The following is a 25,768-nucleotide window of genomic DNA, read 5'->3' as shown; positions in this document are numbered from 1 at the left end:
ATTTAATCTTACTTTATAAAAGAATGAAAAGAGACGACTTAATTTTCGATATTATCGAAAAAGAGCATCAACGTCAGCTAAAAGGTATTGAGCTGATTGCATCAGAAAACTTCGTGAGCGACCAGGTAATGCAGGCAATGGGTTCTTGCCTGACCAACAAGTACGCAGAAGGTTATCCGGGCAAACGCTATTACGGAGGCTGTGAAGTAGTAGACCAGAGCGAGCAAATCGCTATCGACCGCTTGAAAGAGATTTTCGGTGCTGAATGGGCAAACGTACAGCCGCACTCCGGAGCACAGGCCAATGCAGCAGTTTTCTTGGCTGTACTGAATCCGGGCGACAAATTCATGGGACTGAACTTAGCTCACGGCGGACATCTCTCTCATGGTTCATTGGTGAATACTTCCGGTATCATCTATACTCCTTGCGAATACAATCTGAATAAAGAAACAGGACGGGTGGACTACGACCAGATGGAAGAAGTCGCTTTACGTGAGAAACCGAAAATGATTATCGGTGGCGGTTCCGCTTACTCTCGCGAATGGGACTACAAGCGTATGCGCGAAATCGCTGACAAAGTAGGCGCTATCCTGATGATCGATATGGCACACCCTGCCGGTCTGATTGCTGCCGGAATACTTGAAAATCCGGTTAAATATGCACACATTGTCACTTCGACTACACATAAGACACTTCGCGGACCTCGCGGTGGTGTTATCATGATGGGTAAAGATTTCCCTAACCCATGGGGTAAGAAAACTCCGAAGGGAGAAATCAAGATGATGTCTCAATTGCTGGATTCTGCCGTTTTCCCGGGTATTCAGGGCGGACCATTGGAACACGTCATTGCTGCCAAAGCGGTAGCTTTCGGTGAAATCCTGCAACCTGAGTTCAAGGAATATGCAAAACAGGTACAGAAGAACGCTGCCGTACTTGCACAGGCTTTGATCGATCGTGGCTTTACAATTGTTTCCGGCGGTACGGACAATCACTCCATGCTGGTAGACCTGCGCAGCAAATATCCTGATTTGACAGGTAAAGTAGCGGAAAAGGCATTGGTTTCTGCCGACATTACCGTTAACAAGAACATGGTTCCGTTCGACAGCCGTTCCGCATTCCAGACTTCCGGTATCCGTTTGGGTACTCCTGCTATCACGACTCGTGGTGCTAAAGAAGACTTAATGCTTGAAATTGCTGAAATGATCGAGACTGTTTTGTCTAACGTAGAAAATGAAGAGGTGATCGCACAAGTCCGCGCACGTGTGAACGAAACGATGAAGAAATATCCTCTTTTCGCATACTAAATCAGAACTTTTCATAATATAATATTCAGAGTTTGTCCTTTATGAAAGGGCAAACTCTTTTTTTATTTATTGACGTTCTTCTCCGAACCATCCACACCCAAATTTGTTTTTCTTTTCTCCCCCTCTATATACAATCATCCCCGTCTTTCCGTACTTTCACACTAACTAAGTCCTTCTATTTCTCCATCGACAATATCAATATGCAATGCCTGCGGTTCTTTGGGCAGTCCCGGCATACGAAGGATTTCTCCGGCAATGGCTACAATCATTTCAGCTCCGTTATTGATAACTATATCTTTGATGTGGAACTCGAAATTATTTACCGCACCGTATATTTTCGGATCGGCGGAGAACGAATACTGAGTCTTTGCAATACAAACCGGATAATGAGTGATTCCCATCTTCTCAATCAGTTTGATACGGTTGCGTGCGATACTGCTGTACGTGATCACACTGGCCCCATAAATATGGGTAGCCACTTTTTCGATCTTCTGCTGTATACTGTCTTCCTCCTTATACGTAAAAGTCAATGGCTCGGAAGGATTGTTTTCAATCATATCCACCACCAGACGCGCCATATCCACTGCTCCCTCTCCTCCTTCACTGAACGCATTGTTGATGGCAAAGCCCACTCCTAACTGTTCACAGTGCTCACGCAGCAGTTCCATCTCTTCTTCCGTGTCGGATGCGAACTTATTGAAAGCTACGACAACCGTCTGACCGAACGAGCGAAGATTACGTACATGTTTATCCAAATTGCGCAAGCCTTCTTTCAGCCCATCCATATTCGGTTCCTTGATACGGTCAAGACTGACACCGCCGTGCATCTTCAATCCCTGCGCCGTAGCGACAATAACAGTGAGACGCGGCTGGAGTCCGCTCTTGCGACACTTGATATTGTAGAACTTCTCCGCACCAAGATCGGCACCGAATCCTGCTTCCGTAATCACATAGTCACCGAAAGTCATCGCTAATTTGGTGGCCAGAATGGAGTTGCAACCATGAGCGATATTCGCAAACGGACCGCCATGCACAAAAGCGGCAGTTCCTTCGGTTGTCTGCACCAGGTTAGGATGGATGGCATCTTTCAGTAATACGGTAATAGCACCCGCCACTCCCAAATCTTTGACTGTAAAAGGCTGGTCATCATAAGTGAACCCGAGCAGGATATTTTCGATACGGCGACGCAAATCATTCACATCTTGAGCAAGACACAGAATAGCCATAATCTCCGAAGCCGGTGTAATATCAAACCCGGACTCTTGGGTGATACCGTTTGACTTCGGACCGAGCCCCACGACAATGCTGCGCAACGAACGGTCGTTCACGTCCAACACCCGACGCCAGAGTATTTCTTTGAGCCCGAAACCTTTTGCCTGATTCTGATAGAGGTAGTTATCCAACAAAGCAGAAATCATGTTATGAGCCGAAGTGATGGCATGAAAGTCTCCGGTAAAATGAAGATTGATCTTATCCATCGGGAGCACTTGGGCATATCCTCCTCCGGCAGCTCCCCCTTTCATTCCGAAGCACGGACCGAGAGACGGCTCACGCAGGGCGACAATCGCCTTCTTCCCTATTTTATTAAGTCCCAATGCAAGACCGATAGACACGGTAGTTTTGCCGATACCCGCTTTTGTAGCTGTAATGGCAGTGACCAGTATAAGATTGCTTTTCTTTACCTTCTCTTCATCAATCAACTGTTCGGGTATCTTTGCAATGTAGCGACCGTAATTTTCCACTTCATCACGAGGGATTCCGATACTTTCGGCAACCTGCTTCACTTTCTTCAGCTCAATGCTGCGAGCTATTTCTATGTCTGATTTCATACAGAATATGATTAGTTTTAGTTGAAAATGCAAAAGTAACAAATCTATGTAAAGCTACAAAACTCTTTCCGCATAATAACTGTTGTATGTAACATAACCTAAACAACAACTTAATTATGGAATGGATTATTAATCAACTAAGGGTACACCCTGAGCTTGCTATCTTTCTCACGCTTTTCGCGGGATTCTGGTTGGGCAGGCTCAAAATAGGGAAGTTCTCTCTAGGTACAGTGACCAGTGTTCTGCTAGTCGGAGTATTGGTAGGACAACTGAACATCACTGTAGACGGTCCGATGAAGGCCGTATTTTTTCTGTTATTTTTATTCGCCGTTGGCTATAAGGTAGGGCCGCAGTTCTTTCGGGGATTGGAAAAAGACGGTTTGCCACAGGTAGGATTCGCCGTATTGATGTGTATCGTCAGCCTGGTAGCCCCGTGGATACTTGCCAAAATCATGGGATATCACGTAGGAGAAGCCGCCGGATTACTGGCAGGATCACAAACTATCTCAGCCGTTATCGGTGTGGCAAGTGATACCATTAATCAGTTGGGTATCAGCGAGGCACAGAAAGCTACGTATATCAATGCCATTCCGGTAGCATACGCCGTGACTTATATCTTCGGTACGGCGGGATCGACCTGGCTTCTGGCTTCTCTCGGTCCGAAAATATTAGGAGGGCTGGATAAGGTGAAAGCAGACTGCAAGGCATTGGAAGTGCAAATGGGAACATCGGAAGTAGACGAACCGGGATTCTCACCCGCACTCCGCCCGGTTGTGTTCCGCGCTTATAAAATTACCAACGAATGGTTTGGAAAAGGAAAAAAGGTAAGCGAGCTGGAAACGTATCTGGCGGAAAAAGATAAACGGCTGTTTGTAGAGCGGGTCCGCCAACGGGGAATTGTAAAAGAGGTCAGTCCGGATCTGATGCTCCGGCCGGAGGATGAAGTCGTTCTAAGCGGGCGACGTGAATTTGTGATTGGTGAAGAAGATTGGATCGGTCCGGAAGTGATTGACGCCCAATTGCTCGATTTCCCGGCGGAGACTCTCCCGGTAATGGTTACTCACCGCACTTTCGCAGGAGAGAAAGTCGCAACGATCAGATCACAGAAGTTCATGCACGGTGTCAGCATCCGTAGTATCAAGCGTGCAGGTATCAACGTGCCGGTGCTCGCTCAGACCGTAGTCGATTCGGGAGATATCCTCGAACTTACGGGCATGAAGCACGAAGTGGAAGCCGCCGCCAAACAAATGGGTTATGTAGACCGGCCGACCAATCAGACCGACATGATTTTCGTAGGACTGGGAATCTTGGTCGGTGGCCTTATCGGGGCTCTTTCCATTCATCTGGGAGGTATCCCCATCAGTCTATCTACCAGTGGAGGCGCATTAATCGCAGGGCTTGTATTCGGCTGGCTGCGCAGTAAACACCCTACTTTCGGCGGTATCCCCGAACCTTCGCTATGGGTATTGAATAACGTAGGACTGAATATGTTTATCGCAGTGGTGGGCATTGCCGCCGGTCCCAGCTTTGTAGCCGGATTCAAGGATGTAGGTTTCAGCCTGTTTATTGTCGGTGCACTGGCTACGGCTATTCCATTGGTCAGCGGATTACTGATGGCAAAATATCTGTTCAAGTTCCACCCTGCCCTATCCTTGGGGTGCACGGCGGGAGCACGAACGACAACCGCTGCACTGGGAGCCATTCAGGATGCAGTGGAAAGCGATACTCCGGCTTTGGGATATACCGTGACGTATGCCGTAGGCAATACGCTGCTGATTATCTGGGGAGTGGTCATCGTACTGCTGATGTAAACCGGCAGTACTTACTGTTTCAGACAAATTATTTACTATTCTAACAAATATAAATTTCATTATGGAGAAAAAAGACAATAGCCCGGCTATCACTAAAAGCTATGCTAAAAAGATGGAAACCATCAGCCCTTTCGAACTTAAAAACAAGCTTATCGAAATGGCGGATGAAAGTATCAAGAAAATAGCGCACACCATGCTAAACGCCGGTAGAGGAAATCCGAACTGGATTGCTACCGAACCCCGTGAGGCGTTTTTCCTGTTAGGACAATTCGGCCTTTGCGAATGCCGCCGTGTATTCTCGTCGGAAGAAGGGATAGCGGGTATCCCGCAGAAAACAGGAATAGCCGCACGTTTCGAGGCTTTCTTGAAAGATAACGAAAAGACACCGGGAGCCGACTTGCTGAAAAAGGGATATAACTATATGTTGATGGAGCACGCAGCCGACCCGGACACGCTCGTTCATGAATGGGCGGAAGCTGTAATCGGTGACCAATATCCCGTGCCCGACCGTATTCTGCATTTTACGGAACTAATCGTACAGGATTATCTGGCGCAGGAGATGTGCGACCGCCGTCCGCCGAAAGGAACTTTCGACCTGTTCGCCACTGAAGGGGGAACGGCAGCCATGTGTTATCTGTTCGATTCACTGCAAGAGAATTTCCTATTGAACCAGGGGGACGCCATTGCATTGATGATTCCGGTGTTTACTCCTTATATTGAGATTCCGCAATTACGACGTTACCAATTTGAGGTCACTGAAATTTCCGCTGACCAGATGACGGCTGACGGGCTGCACACCTGGCAATACAAGGATGAGGATATCGACAAGTTAAGGAACCCGAAAATCAAGGCTTTATTCATCACCAATCCGAGTAACCCGCCCAGCTACGCACTGAGCGCTGAGACTGCGGCACGCATTGTCAACATTGTAAAGAATGACAATCCGAATCTGATGATTATTACGGATGACGTGTACGGGACATTTATCCCTCACTTCCGTTCATTGATGGCTGAATTGCCACATAATACGCTTTGCGTCTATTCTTTCTCCAAATATTTCGGAGCTACGGGATGGAGAAATGCAGTGATCGCCTTACACGAAGACAATATCTACGACAAAATGATTGCCCGCCTGTCGGAGGAGCAGAAAAAAATATTGAACAAACGTTATTCGAGCCTTGACCTGCATCCGGAGAAGATGAAGTTTATCGACCGTATGGTAGCTGACAGCCGCCAGATCGCTTTGAATCATACGGCAGGGCTCTCTCTCCCTCAGCAAATGCAGATGAGCTTGTTTTCTCTTTTCGCTCTTCTGGATAAAGAGGACCGCTATAAGATCAAGATGCAGGATATCATCCATCGCCGTTTGCACGCATTATGGGACAATACCGGATTTACACTGGTGGAGGATCCGCTGCGCGCCGGTTATTATTCGGAAATCGATATGCTGGTGTGGGCGAAGAAATTTTATGGGGATGATTTCGTCGCTTATCTGCAAAAGACATATAATCCGCTGGATGTGGTGTTCCGTCTCGCCAATGAGACTTCACTCGTACTGCTGAACGGCGGTGGCTTTGCCGGCCCCAAATGGAGTGTCCGTGTATCGCTTGCCAATCTGAATGAGGCCGATTATGTGAAAATCGGGAAAAGTATCAAACGGGTGCTGGACGAGTATGCCAAAGTATGGCAGTCGTAAACAGATAATTCCTAAAGCGCAGATGAACACAGATGAACGCAAATTATCGCAGATAATATTTAATCTTTGCGTAAATCTGCGTTAATCTGCGCTTGTTTCATAGATAGTCAGACTGAAATTTTCTATCTTTGTGATAAATTAACCTGTACAAAGATGAAAAAACTGATTCTATTTCTTTCGCTGATATTATCTGCCGGAATCGTATCCGCACAATCGGAAATACCTTCCGACAGTATCCGCCGTGCCCCGTCAGCTAATGTAAAAGAGTTCGGCGGTTTCTTGCTGGATATGGGGATAATGAATATCACTGCCCCCCAACTTCCCAAAACAGATCTGAGTATACCGAATGTAACCAAGGACTATAATCAGCTATTCCGCATGAATACGGATGCTATCTATTCTCAAGGATTCACAGACACCTTCTCTCCTTCATATTCCGGCTTCGGATACGGATACAATTGGGGATTTTACTCTTCACCGCAGTTTATGCAGATGGGATCTTTCAAACTGAAAAACGGAATGCAAATCAATACATACGGAGATTATGATAAAGACGGATGGAGGGTTCCCAATCGAAGCGCTATGCCTTGGGAAAAGAATAATTTTCGGGGAGCATTCGAACTAAAATCAGCCAATGGTAATTTCGGAATACGAATTGAAGTGCAACAGGGGCGCAATGTCCCCTACTAATTACCGGATATTTGCCCGGTGATATTAGAATTTCTAACTAAAAAAGTGTTTAATAAAAGGGACATTGGAATATCAAAATCTTAATCTATGTTATGAAACATACTTTTCCCCTTGGATTATTTGCAGATATCACAAAAGTCCGTACCTTTGCAATGTGTTTTTCATAGTATTAGATTTAAGGTTAACAAAGGTTGGAGCAAGGCGTTGCTCCTTTTTTTATGTCTGTACGTTACGTTTTACATATTTATTTGGAAAATATACAATAAAGCTGTATCTTTGCAGCAAAATAGAAAAACCAACGATGAACCCAATATTACAATTACATAACATTTCTCCAACTCCTGCAGGGATATCCTCTTTCTGCAATTCAAGTTGCGTACATGTACATTGGTTCAGCGGATTCATCTAAATTCACCCATTCTTTTTTACAGAAACTGCTTATCAATTTCTTTTTATTTATAAGTAGTATTTCTAATTGATTTTCAATAAGATATATTATCTTTTTGAAAACAGGTATTCAGTGTGTAATTGAATTATTCGTATAACCGAATCACCCCAATATATCATAATATGTTCTCTATTATATCCACTATGTTCTTAGGAATCGGCATTGGTTATGCATTGCGTAACTGGAGCATTCTGCAAAAGACAGAAAAGACAATTTCTCTTACAATATTCTTGTTACTCTTTATCTTGGGAGTATCTATTGGTTCTAACAGTCTGATTGTAAACAATCTCGGAAAATTCGGATGGCAAGCTATCATCCTTTCCACATCCGGTGTATTGGGAAGTCTGATTGCCGCCCGCTTAGTATTACAACTGTTTTTCAAGAAAGGAGGTAAACAATGAAAGGAAGTCTGATTGTTATATTATTCTTTTGCATAGGTTGTATCATGGGATTTTTTAATAAGTTCGAGTTCGACACACATGCTGTCTCCATGTATATACTTTACGGATTAATGTTGCAAGTAGGAATCAGTATCGGCTCTAATAAGAATTTGAAAACTATTGTTTCACATCTGCATCCCAAAATGCTATTGATTCCGTTAGGAACAATTATCGGCACGCTATTGTTCTCGGCTCTGGCAAGCCTGTTGCTACACCAATGGAGTGTATTCGACTGTATGGCAGTAGGAAGCGGCTTTGCATATTACTCACTGTCCTCCATTCTTATCACTCAGTTTAAAGAACCATCTATCGGACTTCAACTAGCAACGGAACTAGGCACTATTGCCCTGCTAACCAATATCTTCCGTGAAATGACAGCATTGATTGGTACTCCGATCATCAAGAAATATTTCGGGGAGTTAGCGCCTATTTCTGTAGCCGGAGTCAATTCGATGGATGTGCTGTTACCGTCTATCAGTAGATATTCAGGAAAAGAAATGATTCCTATCGCCATTCTACACGGTATCCTGATTGACATCAGTGTTCCGGTCTTCGTTTCTTTTTTCTGTAATCTCTGAATCCTTAACTCTTAGCATTTTTCAGATATTCGCGAATAATCCCCAAAATTTCAAGCCCGTATTTCTGTACTCCCTTCGCACCGAAATAGGGTATGGCCTCCAAAGCTTCCGGAGTATCGGGCAACAAGTTTACAATCCCCATCAGGGCTTTCTGTTGCATTATGATATAAGCCGGGAGACTTACTTCGCGTGCTTTTGCCGCTCTCCATTCGGACAAGGTACGATAAAGCTCCGGGTACAGAATATCTGTAGGAACCTCAACCTTTGCTTTCGAAGAACTACGTGTACGTTCTTTACGTCCTTTCCGTTCTCTCTTCTCTTTCGGAGCTTTGGGTGAAGAACCGGAAGAAGAATCGTCTTCAAGGCTTAACGTCACTTTAGCTTTTAACTTCAAATATCCCGTAACAGTAAAGGGTTGCCCCATCATCGCTTCCAATAAAGATTCCTTAATCCACAACGCATCATCCAACGCTTGCAGGCGTTCATTCAACTGCTTCCTAAGTTCTTTATTATCAAGGGGCATATTCGTCTTTTCAAACAACGCGCGTACAGGTTCGAGTTCCTTACGAAAGTATCCTGCACCGGAACGAACCCGCTCCTGCAATCCCTGGTCCGCCGCATAATCATCGCTCCCATTTATCAATCGGGTATATTGATTGCGGAAACGTTGAGACACTTCCACTATCTTTTCTTTGATATGAGGAGCCAATTCTTTATACTCGGCAAGTTGTTTCGGATAAAGCTTATAGAGGTCTTCATCTATCAGGCGAAGCAGCCGCTTATAAGCTTGGTCGAGCGAATAAAAGTTGAATAAATCACTCAGTAAATCAAAGAAATAGGCCTTCTGCATATCGTGTAACTGCCGGTTGCCCGGTTTGTTTCTTTCTACTTCTTTGGTGAAGTCATCTACAGTACTATCACTGATGATAGCTTCTCTGCGCAGAGGGGATTCCAGCACCATGCCTTCCAAAGTTTTGCAACGGCTTAAGGCTACGTAGGTCTGCCCATGCGCAAAAGAATTGCGCGCATCAATAATGGCACGCTCAAACGTCAGTCCCTGACTCTTATGTATCGTAATAGCCCAAGCTAACCGGATAGGATACTGACGGAAGGTTCCTTCTATCTCTTCGGTGATTTCCTTCGTTTCTTCATTCAGCACATATTTATAATTGCCCCACTCTTCCGGCAATAACTGAAATTCATCTCCATTATCTTTTCCCCGCACAATCATCCCCGCATCATTAACGGCTGCCACTTCTCCAATCATGCCATTATAATACCGCTTTTCCGACGAGGGGTCATTTTTAAGGAACATAATCTGTGCCCCCGCTTTTATGGTGAGAACTTCGTCTGCCGGATATAAATATTCCGGAAAAGTTCCGTCTATCTCTGCACGAAAACTATAAGTCTGCCCGGGCAGAGAGGCCAATTCATTATCGTTCACCTTCTGCGCCTGATAATTATGCGTTGTCAGACGGATGTAGCCTTCTTCCTTGCGAGGACGAAAACCCGGCTGATACCGACGGTTCAACTCATTCAATACTTCATCGTCCGCCTGATTCTCACGTATCTTATTCAACAAGGAAAGAAAAAAGGTATCACTCTGACGATAGACTGTTTTCAGTTCAATTGTCATATATACCGTCTCACGCAAAGCACGGCTGGCAAAGAAGTAAGGAGTTTCATAATAGTTCTTCAACATTTCCCATTCATTCTCTTTCACCACAGGGGCTAACTGCTGCAAATCTCCAATCATCAGCAATTGGACTCCACCGAAAGGCTTTTCCCTATCCCGGTATCTCCGCAGAGCCGAATCTATCGCATCCAACAAATCGGCACGCACCATACTGATCTCATCTATGACCAGCAAGTCCATGCTACGAATGATATTCCGCTTTTCTTTACTGAAACGATAGTGTGTCTGGGAAGAGTTGAACGTGGTCTCCGGAACAAAAGGTGCAAAAGATAACTGGAAAAAAGAATGAATGGTAACTCCTCCCGCATTGATAGCGGCAATACCTGTCGGCGCCAAGATAACCATACGTTTAGGGCTCTGTTCCTTCAATCTTCTCAGAAATGTAGTTTTTCCGGTTCCGGCCTTTCCGGTAAGAAATAAATGTGTGCCTGTATTTTCAATGAACTGCCACGCTAGTTGCAGTTCGGGATTATTTTCCATGGGATTCAAATTTTCAACAAAGGTAACTATTATTCTTTTTCTTTCGTCTTGATACGAAAGAAAAAGAACCAAAAAGAAAGAATAAGAATATTATTTCATAGAGCCCCCCACAATATCCAACAGCTCATTTGTAATAGCCTGCTGACGACTCTTGTTATATTGCTTCGTCAAATCCTGAATCAGCTCGTTCGCATTATCCGTAGCTACCTGCATAGCTAACGTACGGGCAGCGTGTTCCGATGTGTTCGAGTCAACGGCTGCTGTAAATAGTTTCTGGCTTAATACAGTTGGGATTAGGTTGGCAATCAGTTCTTCAGCGTTGGGTTCGATGATGTAGTCGTTGGCGACTTCACGTCTTTCCGCCTCCCCTTTGTCCTTTTGCTCCTCATTCATCTGCCCCTTGTTTTGTTCTTCTTCATCTATGATATGTGTCAGATCGATGGGAAGATACGTTTCACGAAGGAGGATTTGCGTACCCATAGACTTAAAATGATGATAGATAATTTCCACACGGTCTATTTCACCGGATACAAACATCCCCATCAGACGATGAGCCAAGTCGGCAGCTTCCTGATAAGTCGGTTTGTCAGATAAGGTGGGCGAAGTTTCCTGCGGTTGGAATCCCATGCGTTTTACAGCTTCATCTACTTTCTTGCCTATTGGAAATATCAAGATATTGTCTTGCCCGAGAGTGCGATATTCACCTACCGTTTGCAATAACATTTTTATCACATTGGCATTGAAAGCACCACAAAGAGACGTATTCGAAGAGAAGGCGACAATTGCCACACGCTTCACCTCGCGCTCCTTCACGTAGGGAGATTCGATAGGAAGGTCCGCACTCAGAAAGTTAGTCAGAATCTTGTTCAACTTCTTCTGATAAGGCAACATATTCTCAATGGCTCCTTGTGCCTTATGTAATTTGGCAGAAGCCACCATCTTCATTGCTGAAGTGATTTTTCGGGTACTCTTTACCGAATTTATTCTGGTTTTTACTTCTTTCAGTGAAGCCATAATTTTTTAAATTAAGAATGAAAAATTAAGAATGAAGAATTTACTATGCAGTATAGTCAAATAGTTAATAATAAGAATTCTTCATTCTTTATTCCTATATTTCTATAAGTATTGTTTGGCAACCATAGCGGCGGTTTCCTCGATGGCATTGGTTACATTATCATCGATAACGCCTGTCTTTAAGACATCCAACACATCCTGCTGGTGATTCAGTTGCAGAGATTCGATGAAGCTACGTTCAAAGTCCTGTACCTTATCCAATGGGACATCATGAAGAAGTCCGTGCGTACCGCAATAGAGAATAGCAATCTGCTGTTCTACGGGCATTGGGCTGTATTGAGGTTGAATCAAAAGTTGGGCGTTCTTACGTCCCTTATCAATCGTCAAGGCGGTAATCGGATCCATATCACTGCTGAACTTAGAGAAAGCTTCCAGCTCACGATATTGGGCTTGGTCAATCTTCAATGTTCCGGCTACCTTCTTCATGGCCTTAATCTGCGCGTTACCACCCACACGGGATACGGAGATGCCCACATTGATAGCCGGACGGACACCCTGATTAAAGAGATCGGTTTCGAGGAAGATCTGTCCGTCAGTAATGGAAATCACATTCGTCGGGATATAGGCCGAAACGTCTCCTGCCTGTGTCTCGATGATAGGCAATGCGGTAAGGGAACCTCCTCCTTTGACTATATCCTTCAAGCTGTCCGGCAGGTCATTCATTTCGCGCGCCACTTCTTCCTGGCTGATAATCTTCGCCGCGCGTTCCAACAAACGGGAATGCAGATAGAAGATGTCACCCGGATACGCTTCACGTCCCGACGGACGGCGGAGAATCAGAGATACCTCACGATAAGCTACCGCCTGCTTGGAAAGGTCATCATACACAACCAGCGCATGACGGCCTGTATCACGGAAATACTCACCGATGGCTGCACCCGCAAATGGCGCATAGTATTGTAGCGCGGCCGGGTCACCGGCTGTAGCGGCTACTACAATCGTATAGTCCAACGCTCCATTCTCACGAAGTGTATTTACGATAGAAGCGACTGTAGAACCTTTCTGTCCGATTGCCACATAGATGCAGTATACAGGGTCGCCTGCCAGAAAATTGCTACGCTGATTGATGATCGCATCAATCGCAATAGCCGTCTTTCCCGTCTGACGGTCACCGATAATCAACTCACGTTGACCACGCCCGATAGGAATCATGGCATCAACTGCCTTCAATCCGGTCTGTAATGGCTGATTGACAGGCTGACGGTAAATTACTCCCGGAGCTTTCCGTTCCAACGGCATATCATAAAGTTCACCGCCAACCAGCCCTTTGCCGTCGAGCGGTTCACCCAACGGGTCGATGACACGTCCCAACATCCCCTCGCCTACACGAATGGAGGCGATGCGTTTTGTACGTTTCACAATAAACCCTTCTTTGATTCTGTCCGTCGGACCCAGTAGTACAGCACCCACGTTGTCCTCTTCGAGGTTCATCACGATTGCTTTGATACCATTGTCGAACTCCAGCAATTCATTCGCTTCGGCGTTCCGCAGTCCATAGATACGGACTACACCGTCGCTCACCTGAAGCACCGTACCGATTTCGTCAAGCTGCACATTGGCATTAATCCCTTCGAGCTGCTTGCGCAATATATCGGATACTTCGCTTACTCTTATATTTTCAGACATTATACAATTCTCCTATTCTTATCAATAAATTGTTGTTTCACTCGCTTTAACTGCGTAGCAACGCTCGCATCCAAACGGTAATCGTTGATATCGAAAATAAATCCACCCTCAATGGACGGGTCTACTACCGTTTCCAACTCCATCTGCGCATGCAGGATATGCGCTGCCGCAGAACGAATCCGATCCGATGTCGCTTTATCAACGTCAACAGCCGTAATCAGTTTACCGACTCCGATATGTTTCAACTTCCGATACAGGTCCAGGTACATCAGGCCGATAAATTGCAGATAACCTTCACGCCTGTTTTTTAATACCAAAGTGATAAAACGGATAAACTCTCTGGTTGATGTACCTTCACCATCGGCAGCCGTACAAACCAACGCTAATTTCTCCTTAATCGCAATGACCGGATTATCAAGTGCCTCACGCAGTCCGGGTTGTGCACAAAAGCTGTGAGACAGAGTGAGGAATTCCTGATATACCCTGTCTTCCACTCCTTTTTCCTGCGCGTATTCGATCATCGCTTTTGCATAACGCATTGAGAGTATTCCGACTTCCATTTTCCTTAGTTCTTATTCGGGGTTAATACTTCATCCAGCATACGGTCAATCATCCCCATCTGTGCTTCCTTATCTGCAAGATTCTTGCGGAGCACTTTCTCGGCAATGTCCACCGAAAGGACAGCCACCTGACGACGGATGTCGCGGATAGCCTCGTCTTTCTCTATCTGGATTTGTTGCTTCACCGCATCAAGTTCTTTTTGTGCGGCTATCTCGGCTTGCTTACGGGCCTCGTGAACAATTTTGTCACGTTCTTCCATTGCTTCCCTCAAGATGCGTCCTTGTTCCTTGTTGGCAGCAGCCACCAACGCGTCACCCTCTTCTTTCAGTCTGGACAACTGTGCATTGGCTTCCCTCGCCACCTCCAAAGACTGGTCGATATAGGTTTTACGGCCTTCCACCATTTTTATAATGACGGGGAAGCCGTATTTCGCCAATATCACGAACACAATCCCGAATGAGAGGAACATCCAGAACAACAGGCCACTATCAGGTAATAGTAATGACATAAGCTTAGAGGAAGAATACCAATAGACAAACAACTACCGCCAACAGTGCCACACCTTCAATCAAAGCGGCGGCGATAATCATATTCATACGAATGTCACCTGAGGCTTCCGGCTGGCGTGCGATAGCTTCCATTGCCGAACCACCAATTTTACCAATACCCAAACCAGCTCCGATTACTGCAAGACCTGCACCGATAGCTGCACCTAATTTACTTACTCCTACTGCTGCCGCAGTGGCTTGTAACAATACTGATAGTAACATAATTTTCAGTTTTAAAATGGTTTATATTTTCTCTCGTTTAATTATTTATTTCTCTTCCGCTTTTACTTTGGCTCCTTCCTGCGCCAACCCGATAAACACAGCCGACAACATGGTGAATACGTATGCCTGGATGAAAGCGACCAACAATTCAAGCGCATTCATAAAGATGTTGAACAATACGGAGGCTACTGTCAGTGTGCCGTTCAAGGCAGGTCCCATACTTGCCGAGATAAATATCAAGCAAGTAAGCACCAACATTGCCATGTGTCCCGCCAGCATATTGGCAAAAAGACGGATCATCAAAGCAAACGGTTTTGTAAAGATCCCGAAGAACTCGATAAACGGCATCATCGGCACAGGCACTTTCAGCCACCAAGGAACATCAGGCCAGAAAATATCTTTCCAGTAATGCTTCGTTCCGAAAATGTTGACCGCCAGAAACGTGCATACGGCAAGTACCATTGTGATAGCAATATTTCCCGTCACATTCGCACCTCCGGGAAAGAACGGGATCAGCCCCATCATATTATTGATAAAGATAAAAAAGAATGCCGTCAGCAGATAGGGGGCAAATTTCCGGTAATTAGGACCGACACAGCTTTTAATAATGTCGTCATTCACCATCATAATGAACATTTCCATGAATCCGATAAATCCTCCCGGAGCTTTGGCTCCCTGCGGACGTTTTCTGTACCAGTGCGCCACACTCAGGACGATTACCAGCAACAATACACTATTAAACAGTAAGGCGAATGTAACTTTCGTAATGGATATATCCCAAGGACGGACTTGTTCGCCCGCCGCATTGTATTCCACCAGTTTGCCCTCGTACTTACTTCCTTCCGGAGCTATCGAAAGCCCCTCATACGTGCCTCCGTTCTCTTCGAGACGAGAAGAAAGGAACACATGCCAGCCTGTACTATTACTATAAACAATAATAGGTAATGGTATAGTAATGTGCGTTTTACCCCACGTGGTAATATGCCATTCGTAAGAGTCGCCGATATGTCCGAATACGATTTCCTTCACGTCCACCGTATTCTCCTGTTCCTCTTTCGGAGTAATCACATCCTGCACCTGTGAAGTCGCTTCTCCCTGCTCTTGCGCAAAGCCGGACAGACCGGACACCATCATCAGACAGAACAATATCAACGGAGTCATTATGTTATGCAACTGTTTCATTTTTCTTCTTATTTTGCTTTTTCCGTTTCTGATTCACCTCAAAAGAGAAAAAGAACCAGGTTTCGAATATCAGATATATCAAATAGAATGAGATAAACGTCAGCAAAAAAGCCTTAGCCTCTTCGCGCACGGCTATACAATAAATCAGGACTAGAATGATAGAAAGAATCATCTTTACCATCTTTATTGCCAGATACAACAGTAACATTTTCTGGGGAGCGTGCAGCCGACACGCATCGAACATATAGATACTAAACAAACCGAATAGATAAAAATAGACCGGAATAAACGGGTATCCTCCGAAGTAGTGTCCCGGCAGAGCGATATGCAAAATAACCGCTCCCAATCCTACACTTATGATTGCAAACAGCGTATGCAACCCGATAAAATTTCGTTTCGTTTTCGTAATGTTCACCATGTCACTGTGTTTTTCTTAATATATTGTCTTCCGTCAGCCGACTGTCACCCGTCTGTCAGGAGATGCAAGCGGAAACCGTACCGTCACTCAGTTCGACAAAACCACCCTGAATATCTATCGTACGCTCCTCGCCTTCCATCGTCGTGTAACTCAACGTACCCGCTTGCAATGACGAGACGATAGGCGCATGTCCGGGAAGAATAGAAAACGAACCAACCGTCCCCGGCAATGTGACAATCTTCACATCTCCGTCGAATATGCTCTTTTCGGGCGATACTATACTCAAATGCAGTTCTTTCATCCTTCTTATGTTTTTATTTCTTTGCCTGTTCCAGCAGTTTCTTACCTTTCTCTATCGCTTCCTCGATTGTTCCGACATTCAAGAATGCCTGTTCGGGGAGATAATCAACCTCGCCATCCAAAATCATCTTAAAGCCTTTAATCGTATCTTCGATCGTCACCATTACGCCCGGTACACCCGTAAACTGCTCGGCTACGGCAAACGGCTGCGACAGGAAGCGCTGCACACGGCGGGCACGGTTCACGACCGTCTTGTCCTCTTCCGACAGTTCTTCCATACCAAGTATGGAGATAATATCCTGTAGTTCCTTATTACGCTGGAGAATCTGCTTTACCCGTTGCGCTACATCGTAATGTTCCTGACCGACAATATGCGGATCGAGGATACGGGATGTAGAAGCCAATGGGTCTACAGCCGGATAAATTCCAAGCTCTGTAATCTTACGGTCGAGCACGGTCGTCGCGTCCAAATGGCTGAAAGTAGTTGCAGGAGCCGGGTCTGTCAAGTCATCGGCAGGCACATATACAGCCTGTACAGAAGTAATAGAACCTTTACGGGTAGAAGTGATACGTTCTTGCATAGCGCCCATTTCCGTAGCCAATGTCGGTTGGTAACCAACGGCGGAAGGCATACGTCCCAAAAGAGCGGATACTTCCGAACCGGCCTGCGTAAAACGGAAAATATTATCTATAAAGAACAGGATATCACGCTTCTCGCCTTCTTTTCCGGCATCACGGAATGATTCCGCTACCGTCAGTCCGGACAATGCAACGGAAGCACGTGCGCCCGGCGGTTCATTCATCTGACCGAATACCAAAGATACCTGCGATTTCTCCAACTCGTTATAATCGACTTTTGAAAGATCCCAGTGACCTTTTTCCATACCTTCCTTGAACGCTTCACCATAGCGGATAACGCCCGATTCGATCATCTCGCGCAGCAAGTCATTACCTTCACGGGTACGTTCACCTACTCCGGCAAATACAGAAAAGCCGTTGTGCTTTTTGGCTATGTTATTGATAAGTTCCTGAATCAATACAGTTTTTCCTACACCGGCACCGCCAAACAAACCGATCTTACCACCTTTGGCATACGGTTCGAGCAGGTCGATTACCTTGATACCTGTGAAGAGTACTTCCTGCACAGTTGTCAAATCTTCAAACTTAGGGGGGTCGCGGTGAATGGAATATGCACCTTCACGGTCGAGTCCTTTCATACCATCAATAGAATCACCGACTACATTCATCAATCGTCCTTTAATCTGTTCGCCAATCGGCATTGTGATAGGACCTCCGGTGGGATATACCTTTAAGCCGCGTTGAAGCCCATCGGTACTGTCCATTGCTACGGTACGTACCGTATTTTCACCGATATGTTGCTGAACCTCTACAATCAGTATTTTGCCGTTTGGCCTCTTTATCTCCAATGCATCATGAATGCTTGGTAACACCATTTCTGCATCCGTACCTTCAAAGTACACATCGACCACAGGGCCGATCACCTGCGAGATATGTCCGATAATCTGTGACATAAGCAATCTTTTATTTATATTATTCTTCTCTATTCCTATTGAAAAAATAGTATGACAAGGAACGTTTCGCGTTTTACCTGTTTCACTATTATAATAACAGCTAAGTTCAGCTTTTGTTCAACTATTTTCTATATCAGATAAACTTCTGCCCTTAGAAATAGTTAAATAAACAACTGCGCAAATGTAGAAACAATTCTGTGTCATTGTTCTTCCTTTTTCATTATTTGTTGTTCGATAACACTTATTAGACCTACAATAACTACAAATTGACCAATTTAGACAAAATTCAACTACAAATCAATACCAAAACAAGCTTGAAGATAATAATTCATCAATAAACTAAAAACACTCATTCAGTTTCCTATCTCTTTGTTAAAAATCAACGGATTAGCAATTTTACAAAATAGTGGCAAGAACAACTAGTTTTGTGCTCAAGCACTATAAATTCCATTTTCCGGATATTCCTTAATAAAGTTTAAAGGTGGGGCTCTATTTTTCAATTATCCATTTCTCCATATTCTGCATTTCCGCACTAAAGTTCACATCATATTCATAAAACAAAAATTTAAATACACCGATAATATGTATATTATCCATTTTTTACTGTAATTTTGCACTACTAATATAAAACACTCAAAATGATGAAGAAAATACTGTTACTCGGTTCCGGCGAACTAGGAAAAGAATTTGTAATTTCAGCTCAACGTAAAGGCCAGCACATCATTGCTTGCGACTCCTATGCAGGAGCACCGGCTATGCAAGTGGCCGATGAATTTGAAATATTCGATATGCTGAACGGTGAAGAATTAGAACGCGTAGTGAAGAAGCATCGTCCGGACATTATCGTTCCGGAGATTGAGGCAATTCGCACAGAACGTTTATACGACTTCGAAAAAGAAGGCATTCAGGTAGTTCCCAGTGCTCGTGCCGTGAACTTCACCATGAACCGTAAAGCCATTCGCGACCTTGCCGCCCAAGAACTCGGACTGAAAACAGCCAAATACTTCTATGCCAAAACCCTGGAAGAACTGAAAGAAGCTGCCGATAAAATCGGCTTCCCTTGTGTCGTTAAACCGTTGATGTCTTCTTCCGGCAAAGGACAATCGCTTGTGAAGAGTGCCGATGAACTCGAACACGCCTGGGAATACGGATGCAGTGGCAGTCGTGGCGATATCCGTGAGCTTATCATTGAAGAATTTATCAAGTTCGACAGCGAAATCACCCTGCTCACCGTTACCCAAAAGAACGGTCCTACCCTCTTCTGCCCTCCCATCGGACACGTGCAGAAAGGTGGCGATTATCGTGAAAGTTTCCAGCCCGCACATATTGATCCCGCCCATTTGAAAGAAGCGGAAGAGATGGCCGAAAAAGTAACCCGTGCATTGACAGGCGCAGGACTTTGGGGAGTTGAGTTCTTCCTAAGCCACGAGAACGGAGTTTATTTCTCCGAACTTTCTCCTCGTCCGCATGATACTGGCATGGTGACATTGGCGGGTACACAAAACCTGAATGAGTTCGAGCTACATTTACGTGCCGTACTCGGTCTGCCTATTCCCGGCATCAAACAAGAACGGATAGGCGCAAGCGCTGTGATCCTTTCCCCGATTGCCAGCCAGGAACGCCCGCAATATCGTGGCATGGAAGAAGTGACGAAAGAAGAAGATACCTACCTCCGCATATTCGGCAAACCGTTTACCCGCGTCAACCGCCGCATGGGAGTAGTGCTTTGCTATGCTCCGCTGAATGCCGATTTGGATGCCCTGTGTGATAAGGCCAAGAGAATTGCCGAGAAAGTAGAGGTTTATTAAAACCGGAAGGAAAATAAGGAATCATGGAGAATTAGAAGAATAATAGAGAAAATAAAAAGAGGGTGTCCACGGATACCCTCTTTTTATTTTCTTTATAAAAAACTACCGCCTATCGTTTCTTGCTCAAAAAACGCTTTGCCAAATACTTACGTAAAGGTTCGTCATAGAATTTCAAGCTTAGATAAGCCAGTACAATGCACAATGCATAAACACATAAAGCTACCTGCCAAGTCTCACCCAGCGTATAGAGTTGATTTTTAATCAGCCATGCATAGAACAGATACATCAACGGATAGTGTATCACGTAGATCGGATAAGATATATCTCCCAAGAACTTACATATCTGTGTTGACTGCTTATCCGTCGTACTTCCCGACGCACCCAGCCACACAAGGATAGGAAAAGCAATGACAATGCAAAACGCTTCATACACACCGTTCGTACAAACCGGCTCTGCACCCTCCAAATAAGGAACGGAAAACAGGGCAATCAATGCAAGGGTACATATCCAGAAAGCGCCTTTCACTTTCACAGGTTTGAAGTTGCGGGATAAAAGCATACCTAAAGAGAAAGGGAAAAGCATTCTCAATGATCCGCCCAGAAAGTTCACGCCATCCAACGTCCATCCTACCCCAATGTTTCCATAAGTGGAGACATCAAAGATGGCGAACAACGTCAACGCCATCCCCAGCAATACCACCATCACAGCCAACGCCTTATTAGACAGACGGCGAATGAATAACGCATAAAGGATATTGCCTATATACTCGAAAAACAACGACCAGCACGGCCCGTTCAACGGAAACATCTCGCCATTGCCACGAACCTCATAGCCCGCACCCGGCATGGCAGGAATGAAAAATATCGTGCAAAGAAGAGACAACATCACCATGGATATGGCAACGTGCGTTCCATCCCATTGCACAGAACCCTGAATGCAGAACGTGATAGCTCCCAGAACAGCCCCCAGAACAACCATAGGATGAAGACGTATCAACCGGCGTTTAAAGAAATCTTTCATGGTGAGACTCTTACCCCAACGGTCGTCGTAAGCGTAACCGATCACAAAACCCGAAAGGATAAAAAAGAAATCCACGGCTAAATATCCGTGATTCAGAGTTTCAATAGCACTATTACCGGCAAAAGCGAAGCCCTCGAATACGTGATACCATATCACCATAAAAGCTGCCACACCGCGAAGTCCGTCAAGAAGTTCATAATGAGCCTTAGTATCTGAAAAGGCTGAAGCAGAAATGTTCGACATTTGTTTTTCTATTAGTAAGTTAGTATTTTCAGAGGGCAAAGATACGGTTTGCGCTACGAAGTTTCTTTGCTCTAAAGCAAAAAAGCCCGGCTAATCGCTATTTTTTAGCACGTACCCGGCTAAGGGTATAGATGGAAATGCCCAGAAAGGCAGCCACATATTTCAGTTTCACCCGGTTTATCAGTCCGGGATAGCGACGGTTGAACTGTTCGTAACGTTCTTTGGGCGAAAGTTGAAGGCGCTCCACAAACATATGGCTAAGCTCCTTATTCACATTCTGATGCAGGATTCTTCCCCAGTTGGCTATGTCGATATATGTTTCGTAAAGGGCATTCAGCTTGTCGATGTGGATGACGTAGATTTTGCAATCGGAAAGCGTTTCAACGCTTTCTACCGATGGTTGCTGATAGTAGAGCGAATCCATGCCGAACGTAACGTCGCCCTCCTGACTGAACCACGTAGTGGTGTCCTCTCCGTTGTGGTGGAATACGGAACGGGTGATACCCTCTTCAATAAAATAAACCAGACGGTCTGTGACACCTGACTGAACGATACGGGTATCTTTGGGATAATACCTTAATTCCATATTCGCCTGAAGCGCTTGAAGTGCTTCGTCGGAAACCGGATAGATTTGCTTGATTTTACGAATGATATTTTCCATTTGGGGGAATGGTGTATTGGGAGTTAATGACGTACTTTAGGATATTTATTATTAAAACGGAAACCAAGACCGAGCATCAGATAATTAGGGGTCTGGAAATTCTGGAGATTGTAGCCAATGTGAAGGAATGAATTCCGGGTGACGTTGATCTTCAACGCAAAGACCTGATACAGTCCGCGTAAATCGCCACGCCCCAGCACATTCGTTCCCAAGCCGACACCGATGGTAAAAAACGGCATCACGTATTCGGCCCGTCCGGAAAGTCCCAACGCAAGCTGATGCTGGATGCCCGGCACAAGAAATTTACGACGGGAGGAACCGCTGCCTGCATCGTACTCCACCAGCGCATCTTCGGTGTATACATTGGCACTACCGTCATAGACACCATCCAGCGAAATCCCGAAACGCAGCTTATAGTTGAGGTTATACATCGGAGCAAAGTTGAATCCCGCTACAGGATAGCTGCCCGGTGATGCAATCTGTTTCTCGCCTACATAGACACCTTTGCGGCGCCACGAGCCGAACAACACAAGGTCATAACTGATGTGTCGCGGAAAACGGGGAACGTAGGGATGAACCAATGATTTAGTGAGGTCGGCTTCTTCCCGGTTGAAGTTGTACACCAGTCCGATTTTCGCTCCGGTGGTGTTGACACCTGCATTAGGAAACTTGGTGTTGCCGTTGGAGAAATGCGTGAAGTCTCCGCCGATGATAAAGTCGAAATAACGGGAAAGCGACCAGTTAAGGTAGATACCTGCGTTGAGGTAGGCATTCACCCGTGAGCCTACGGCTCCGTTGTAGGAGTTGTAATCGTTGTCATAAGGCTGCCATCCGGCAGAGATACCGAAGTTCCATTCGTAATTGAGTGAAAGGCGGGGATGGAAACGGGCAATGCGTGCACCTTGAAAGACGTAGAACGTCATCGGGTCACCCAACTGCTTTTTATCGCCAAAGGTGGTGAAGGCCAAGCCGAAACCTTGATAGGCTCCGCCATAGATGCGGTCAGCACAGGTGTTGGGACGATACTTGAAAGAATATTTCAGATGAGCGGCAAATGAATTCCGGATGGGTTTCCACCGTTCGTTCTCACCTTGCAGGAAAGGATTGGTGGGGAATACGTATTGTGGCCGCGCCTCTATCCCCAACCGGTGAATGAAAGGTTGGTCTGCCTCCTGCGCACAAAGCGAAGTGAAGGGGAAAAGCAAGGCGGAACAGATTACAACGATTTTCCATACGGGTATCTTTACTCTCATAAATAGTCTGGTTAGTCTTTTCTGAACGGAAGTTACAAATGGAGCTTCTCAATAAACTGTGCCACATGATAGCCGTCCATCAATCCATGATGGCAAGTTACGGAAACGGGCATCATCAGTCTTTCTCCGTTGCGGAAATACTTTCCGGTGGAGATTTTGGGGACACTGTCGCCCGAGCGCATATTGGTGGGGTGCTTCATGTCGGTAAATGAGAGCCACGGCACTGCCGAATAATGTATGGCATTGGGATGGAAAGTACCTCCCTTGTTGAGTCCCGTAGTGGCTTGCAAACGTTCCATCTCTGCTTTTGCCCGGCGGATAAAGACGAGTTCGTCCGGATCGTAGTCAAAGGCGGCAAAAGAAAAAGTATGGTCGGCACGACCTACAGTGGCTTCGGGCAGAAGGCTGTCATAGCACACCACTTTATCGCCTTCGATGCGGTAACGGAATTCTTCTACCGCAGCAGCGGCAGTCGTTATCCGGTGGAGGACTAACAGGGAAAAGGATATACCTTTGGCTTTGGCTTCCTGATACGTGCGCGTACAGTCTACCTGAACGGTCACTCCGAAAAACGGATCGTCAAAAGCACTGAAATGTTCGTAATGTTCTCTTCTGTTCCAAGTAGCAATATCGATGATCTTCTCTATTTGATTCATTCTAAACACTCTTTTTTAAGTTTCACCACAGAGGGCACAGAGGACACAGAGATTTTATAGAGTTTTTATAGAACTTTTTCACCGGATTAATGCAATTGATTCCATTGCTTCCGGTCTTACCTTACCGAAAAAACTCTGTGTCCTTTGTATCCTCTATGTGAATAAATTACTGATGTTGCTCACGCAACAGGTCGTTCACTGTTTTTACCGGGTTGAAAGTGGAAAGCGGTACTTCTACAAAAACAGTGTTCCAATCACTCATCGCACCATTCCACAAACCGGGAAGTTCGAGGGCTTTCAGCTCCTTGCCGTTTTTCGACTTATAAGAAATAAAGCCGGTCGCCTTGTCTACGTATTTCACCAAATCGAACTTATGACCTTTATAATCACGCACGGCACATACTAAGTCCACCGGATTGAAGTGCGTACCCTTCTCGAACATTTCCTTTTTCTGCGGATCGTTCATGTCGATCTGCGAGCTCTCAAGAATTTGAAGAGAGATCGTTCCGTCACTGTTGTATGCCAGGAACGGACCGCCACCCGGTTCACCCACATTCTTCACCATTCCGCAAACGCGCATTGGACGGTTCAATTTGTTCTTCAAGTAAATAGCAAGCACTGAATCTTCGAGATCTTTCGTTTCCGGATTCTTGCAGAAAAGTTTCTTTTGCAGGAATTGCAGCATTTCCATCATCTGTTCGTGCGTATATTTTCCGCTGTCGAGCAGTTCGAGATATTCGAATGCCTGTTTTTGTAAGGTAACGAGTACACCGGCAATCAGTTTTTTATAAGTAACGGTGTCCGCTTTCAGTTTATCGGGAACTACATTGTCGATGTTCTTGATGAAGATAACATCCGCATCGAGATCGTTCAGATTCTCGATCAATGCTCCATGACCACCCGGACGGAACAAGAGTTTGCCGTTATCACGGAACGGCTGGTTGTCCATATCAGCGGCAATCGTATCGGTACTCGGCTTCTGTTCGGAGAAGGTGATATTATAATCCACTCCATAACGTTTGGCAAACTCACCGGCTTTCTCTTCCACCAATTTCTTGAAAAGTTCGCGGTGTTCGGCAGACACGGTAAAATGTACGTTCACTTTGCCACTCTTTCCGGCTGCATACATGGCGCCTTCAGCCAAATGTTCCTCTAATGGAGTGCGTGCGCCTTCGGGATATTTATGGAATTTGAGCAGACCTTTCGGCAGTGCACCATAATTCAAGCCGGCAGTTTCGAGCAATGCGGATACCACAGCTTTATAATTGCCTTCTTCCATCAACCCGGCGATATTCTTCCCGGTAATGCATCGGCAAGCAGCATCGAGATCGTCATAAAAAGCAAAATCCTTGATACCGGCAAAGAATGCTTGTTCAAACTTGGTTGTCGGTTTGTCATAATCAGCAGAAAGGAACTCGAATAGGTTCTTGAACATACGACTTGCAGCACCCGAAGCCGGTACGAACTTCACAATTGTCTTATCCGTGTTTGTATATGCGTCCCACGCTGCCAGATAAGCTTTCTGTTCTTCTGCATTGGGAGCCAATATACCTCTTTCAATGGAAGCAGCCGCATCCAGTTTCAGATAAGGGAAACCTGTCTGGAAGCAAGCCAGTTGCTCTGCTATTTGCGCTTCCGTAATGCCTTTCTTGGCAAGCAACTCTTTGTCCTGTGTCGTTATCATAATATCT

General features: G+C 45.3%; 23 protein-coding genes. 7 read left to right on the top strand and 16 right to left on the bottom strand.

Translation table 11 applies throughout. The features are described 5' to 3' along the window. Positions 1–23: 23 nt before the first annotated feature. A complete protein-coding gene (gene glyA, locus H8S63_RS00445) occupies positions 24–1,304 on the top strand; it encodes a serine hydroxymethyltransferase (protein WP_007755307.1) in 1,281 nt (426 codons plus the stop codon). A gap of 161 nt (positions 1,305–1,465) precedes the next feature. On the opposite strand, the gene H8S63_RS00440 is transcribed toward glyA, so the two are convergent. Continuing rightward, entirely contained in the window at positions 1,466–3,133 is a 1,668-nt protein-coding gene (locus H8S63_RS00440; protein WP_007755304.1) for a formate--tetrahydrofolate ligase, read from the bottom strand. A 116-nt stretch (positions 3,134–3,249) separates the two neighbouring features. On the opposite strand from H8S63_RS00440, the gene aspT reads away from it, so the two are divergent. From aspT to H8S63_RS00415, 5 genes are all read left to right on the top strand, one after another. Continuing rightward, complete coding sequence (gene aspT, locus H8S63_RS00435; RefSeq protein ID WP_186925389.1) at positions 3,250–4,944, top strand: aspartate-alanine antiporter; 1,695 nt, start codon at positions 3,250–3,252, stop codon at positions 4,942–4,944. A 61-nt stretch (positions 4,945–5,005) separates the two neighbouring features. Further along, complete coding sequence (gene aspD / locus H8S63_RS00430; protein WP_186925388.1) at positions 5,006–6,640, top strand: aspartate 4-decarboxylase; 1,635 nt, start codon at positions 5,006–5,008, stop codon at positions 6,638–6,640. 153 nt (positions 6,641–6,793) lie between these two features. Then, positions 6,794–7,330: a hypothetical protein gene (locus H8S63_RS00425; protein WP_055278745.1), complete on the top strand. Its 537-nt coding sequence runs from the start codon at positions 6,794–6,796 to the stop codon at positions 7,328–7,330. Positions 7,331–7,900: 570 nt separating this feature from the next. Continuing rightward, complete coding sequence (locus H8S63_RS00420) at positions 7,901–8,179, top strand: LysO family transporter (protein WP_032839737.1); 279 nt, start codon at positions 7,901–7,903, stop codon at positions 8,177–8,179. Next, positions 8,176–8,796: a lysine exporter LysO family protein gene (locus H8S63_RS00415; RefSeq protein ID WP_007755286.1), complete on the top strand. Its 621-nt coding sequence runs from the start codon at positions 8,176–8,178 to the stop codon at positions 8,794–8,796. The genes H8S63_RS00420 and H8S63_RS00415 overlap by 4 nt, the downstream gene beginning before the upstream one ends. A 4-nt stretch (positions 8,797–8,800) precedes the next feature. On the opposite strand, the gene H8S63_RS00410 is transcribed toward H8S63_RS00415, so the two are convergent. From H8S63_RS00410 to atpD, 10 genes are all read right to left on the bottom strand, one after another. Beyond that, on the bottom strand, positions 8,801–10,972 hold the full coding sequence (locus H8S63_RS00410; RefSeq protein ID WP_022276397.1) for an HRDC domain-containing protein: 2,172 nt from the start codon (positions 10,970–10,972) through the stop codon (positions 8,801–8,803). A gap of 90 nt (positions 10,973–11,062) precedes the next feature. Continuing rightward, entirely contained in the window at positions 11,063–11,986 is a 924-nt protein-coding gene (locus H8S63_RS00405) for a F0F1 ATP synthase subunit gamma (protein ID WP_186925387.1), read from the bottom strand. A 102-nt stretch (positions 11,987–12,088) separates the two neighbouring features. After that, entirely contained in the window at positions 12,089–13,672 is a 1,584-nt protein-coding gene (gene atpA, locus H8S63_RS00400) for a F0F1 ATP synthase subunit alpha (RefSeq protein ID WP_186925386.1), read from the bottom strand. After that, complete coding sequence (locus H8S63_RS00395) at positions 13,672–14,232, bottom strand: F0F1 ATP synthase subunit delta (protein WP_007755261.1); 561 nt, start codon at positions 14,230–14,232, stop codon at positions 13,672–13,674. Before H8S63_RS00395 ends, atpA begins: the two co-directional genes overlap by 1 nt. A gap of 5 nt (positions 14,233–14,237) precedes the next feature. Further along, positions 14,238–14,741 (bottom strand): F0F1 ATP synthase subunit B, encoded by a 504-nt coding sequence (gene atpF / locus H8S63_RS00390; RefSeq protein ID WP_007755259.1) that lies wholly within the window; start codon positions 14,739–14,741, stop codon positions 14,238–14,240. A gap of 4 nt (positions 14,742–14,745) precedes the next feature. Continuing rightward, positions 14,746–15,003 carry an ATP synthase F0 subunit C gene (atpE, locus tag H8S63_RS00385; RefSeq protein ID WP_004295758.1) on the bottom strand — a complete coding sequence of 86 codons (258 nt, stop codon included), beginning with the start codon at positions 15,001–15,003 and terminating at the stop codon, positions 14,746–14,748. Positions 15,004–15,048: 45 nt separating this feature from the next. Then, positions 15,049–16,185, bottom strand: a complete 1,137-nt coding sequence (atpB, locus tag H8S63_RS00380) for a F0F1 ATP synthase subunit A (RefSeq protein ID WP_186925385.1) — start codon at positions 16,183–16,185, stop codon at positions 15,049–15,051. Beyond that, the gene (locus H8S63_RS00375; protein WP_186925384.1) at positions 16,169–16,603 is read right to left on the bottom strand and encodes a hypothetical protein; all 435 of its coding nucleotides are present in this window, start codon (positions 16,601–16,603) and stop codon (positions 16,169–16,171) included. Before H8S63_RS00375 ends, atpB begins: the two co-directional genes overlap by 17 nt. Before the next feature lie 55 nt (positions 16,604–16,658). Beyond that, the gene (atpC, locus tag H8S63_RS00370; RefSeq protein WP_007760817.1) at positions 16,659–16,904 is read right to left on the bottom strand and encodes an ATP synthase F1 subunit epsilon; all 246 of its coding nucleotides are present in this window, start codon (positions 16,902–16,904) and stop codon (positions 16,659–16,661) included. Between the two features lie 13 nt (positions 16,905–16,917). Then, the gene (gene atpD, locus H8S63_RS00365; protein WP_186925383.1) at positions 16,918–18,435 is read right to left on the bottom strand and encodes a F0F1 ATP synthase subunit beta; all 1,518 of its coding nucleotides are present in this window, start codon (positions 18,433–18,435) and stop codon (positions 16,918–16,920) included. A gap of 641 nt (positions 18,436–19,076) precedes the next feature. Here atpD and purT point away from each other — a divergent pair. Next, positions 19,077–20,243, top strand: coding sequence for a formate-dependent phosphoribosylglycinamide formyltransferase (purT, locus tag H8S63_RS00360; RefSeq protein WP_186925675.1), 1,167 nt, complete (start codon positions 19,077–19,079; stop codon positions 20,241–20,243). 109 nt (positions 20,244–20,352) lie between these two features. Here purT and H8S63_RS00355 read toward each other — a convergent pair whose 3' ends face one another. The 5 genes from H8S63_RS00355 to H8S63_RS00335 all read right to left on the bottom strand — a co-directional run bounded on the left by H8S63_RS00355 (position 20,353) and on the right by H8S63_RS00335 (position 25,761). Further along, positions 20,353–21,507 carry an acyltransferase gene (locus H8S63_RS00355; protein ID WP_186925382.1) on the bottom strand — a complete coding sequence of 385 codons (1,155 nt, stop codon included), beginning with the start codon at positions 21,505–21,507 and terminating at the stop codon, positions 20,353–20,355. Positions 21,508–21,604: 97 nt separating this feature from the next. Then, on the bottom strand, positions 21,605–22,168 hold the full coding sequence (locus H8S63_RS00350) for a Crp/Fnr family transcriptional regulator (protein WP_055278749.1): 564 nt from the start codon (positions 22,166–22,168) through the stop codon (positions 21,605–21,607). Between the two features lie 23 nt (positions 22,169–22,191). Next, positions 22,192–23,421, bottom strand: a complete 1,230-nt coding sequence (locus H8S63_RS00345; RefSeq protein ID WP_186925381.1) for an acyloxyacyl hydrolase — start codon at positions 23,419–23,421, stop codon at positions 22,192–22,194. Positions 23,422–23,453: 32 nt separating this feature from the next. Continuing rightward, positions 23,454–24,077 (bottom strand): chloramphenicol acetyltransferase, encoded by a 624-nt coding sequence (locus H8S63_RS00340; protein WP_186925380.1) that lies wholly within the window; start codon positions 24,075–24,077, stop codon positions 23,454–23,456. A 166-nt stretch (positions 24,078–24,243) separates the two neighbouring features. Next, positions 24,244–25,761, bottom strand: coding sequence for a DUF4301 family protein (locus H8S63_RS00335; RefSeq protein WP_186925379.1), 1,518 nt, complete (start codon positions 25,759–25,761; stop codon positions 24,244–24,246). Positions 25,762–25,768: the final 7 nt, after the last annotated feature.

This window comes from Bacteroides sp. NSJ-39, from assembly GCF_014287315.1.
Taxonomy (GTDB): Bacteria; Bacteroidota; Bacteroidia; order Bacteroidales; family Bacteroidaceae; genus Bacteroides; species Bacteroides finegoldii.
The sequence above is the reverse complement of the archived record's forward strand: the minus strand, read 5'-3'. Positions and strand labels throughout refer to the sequence as shown.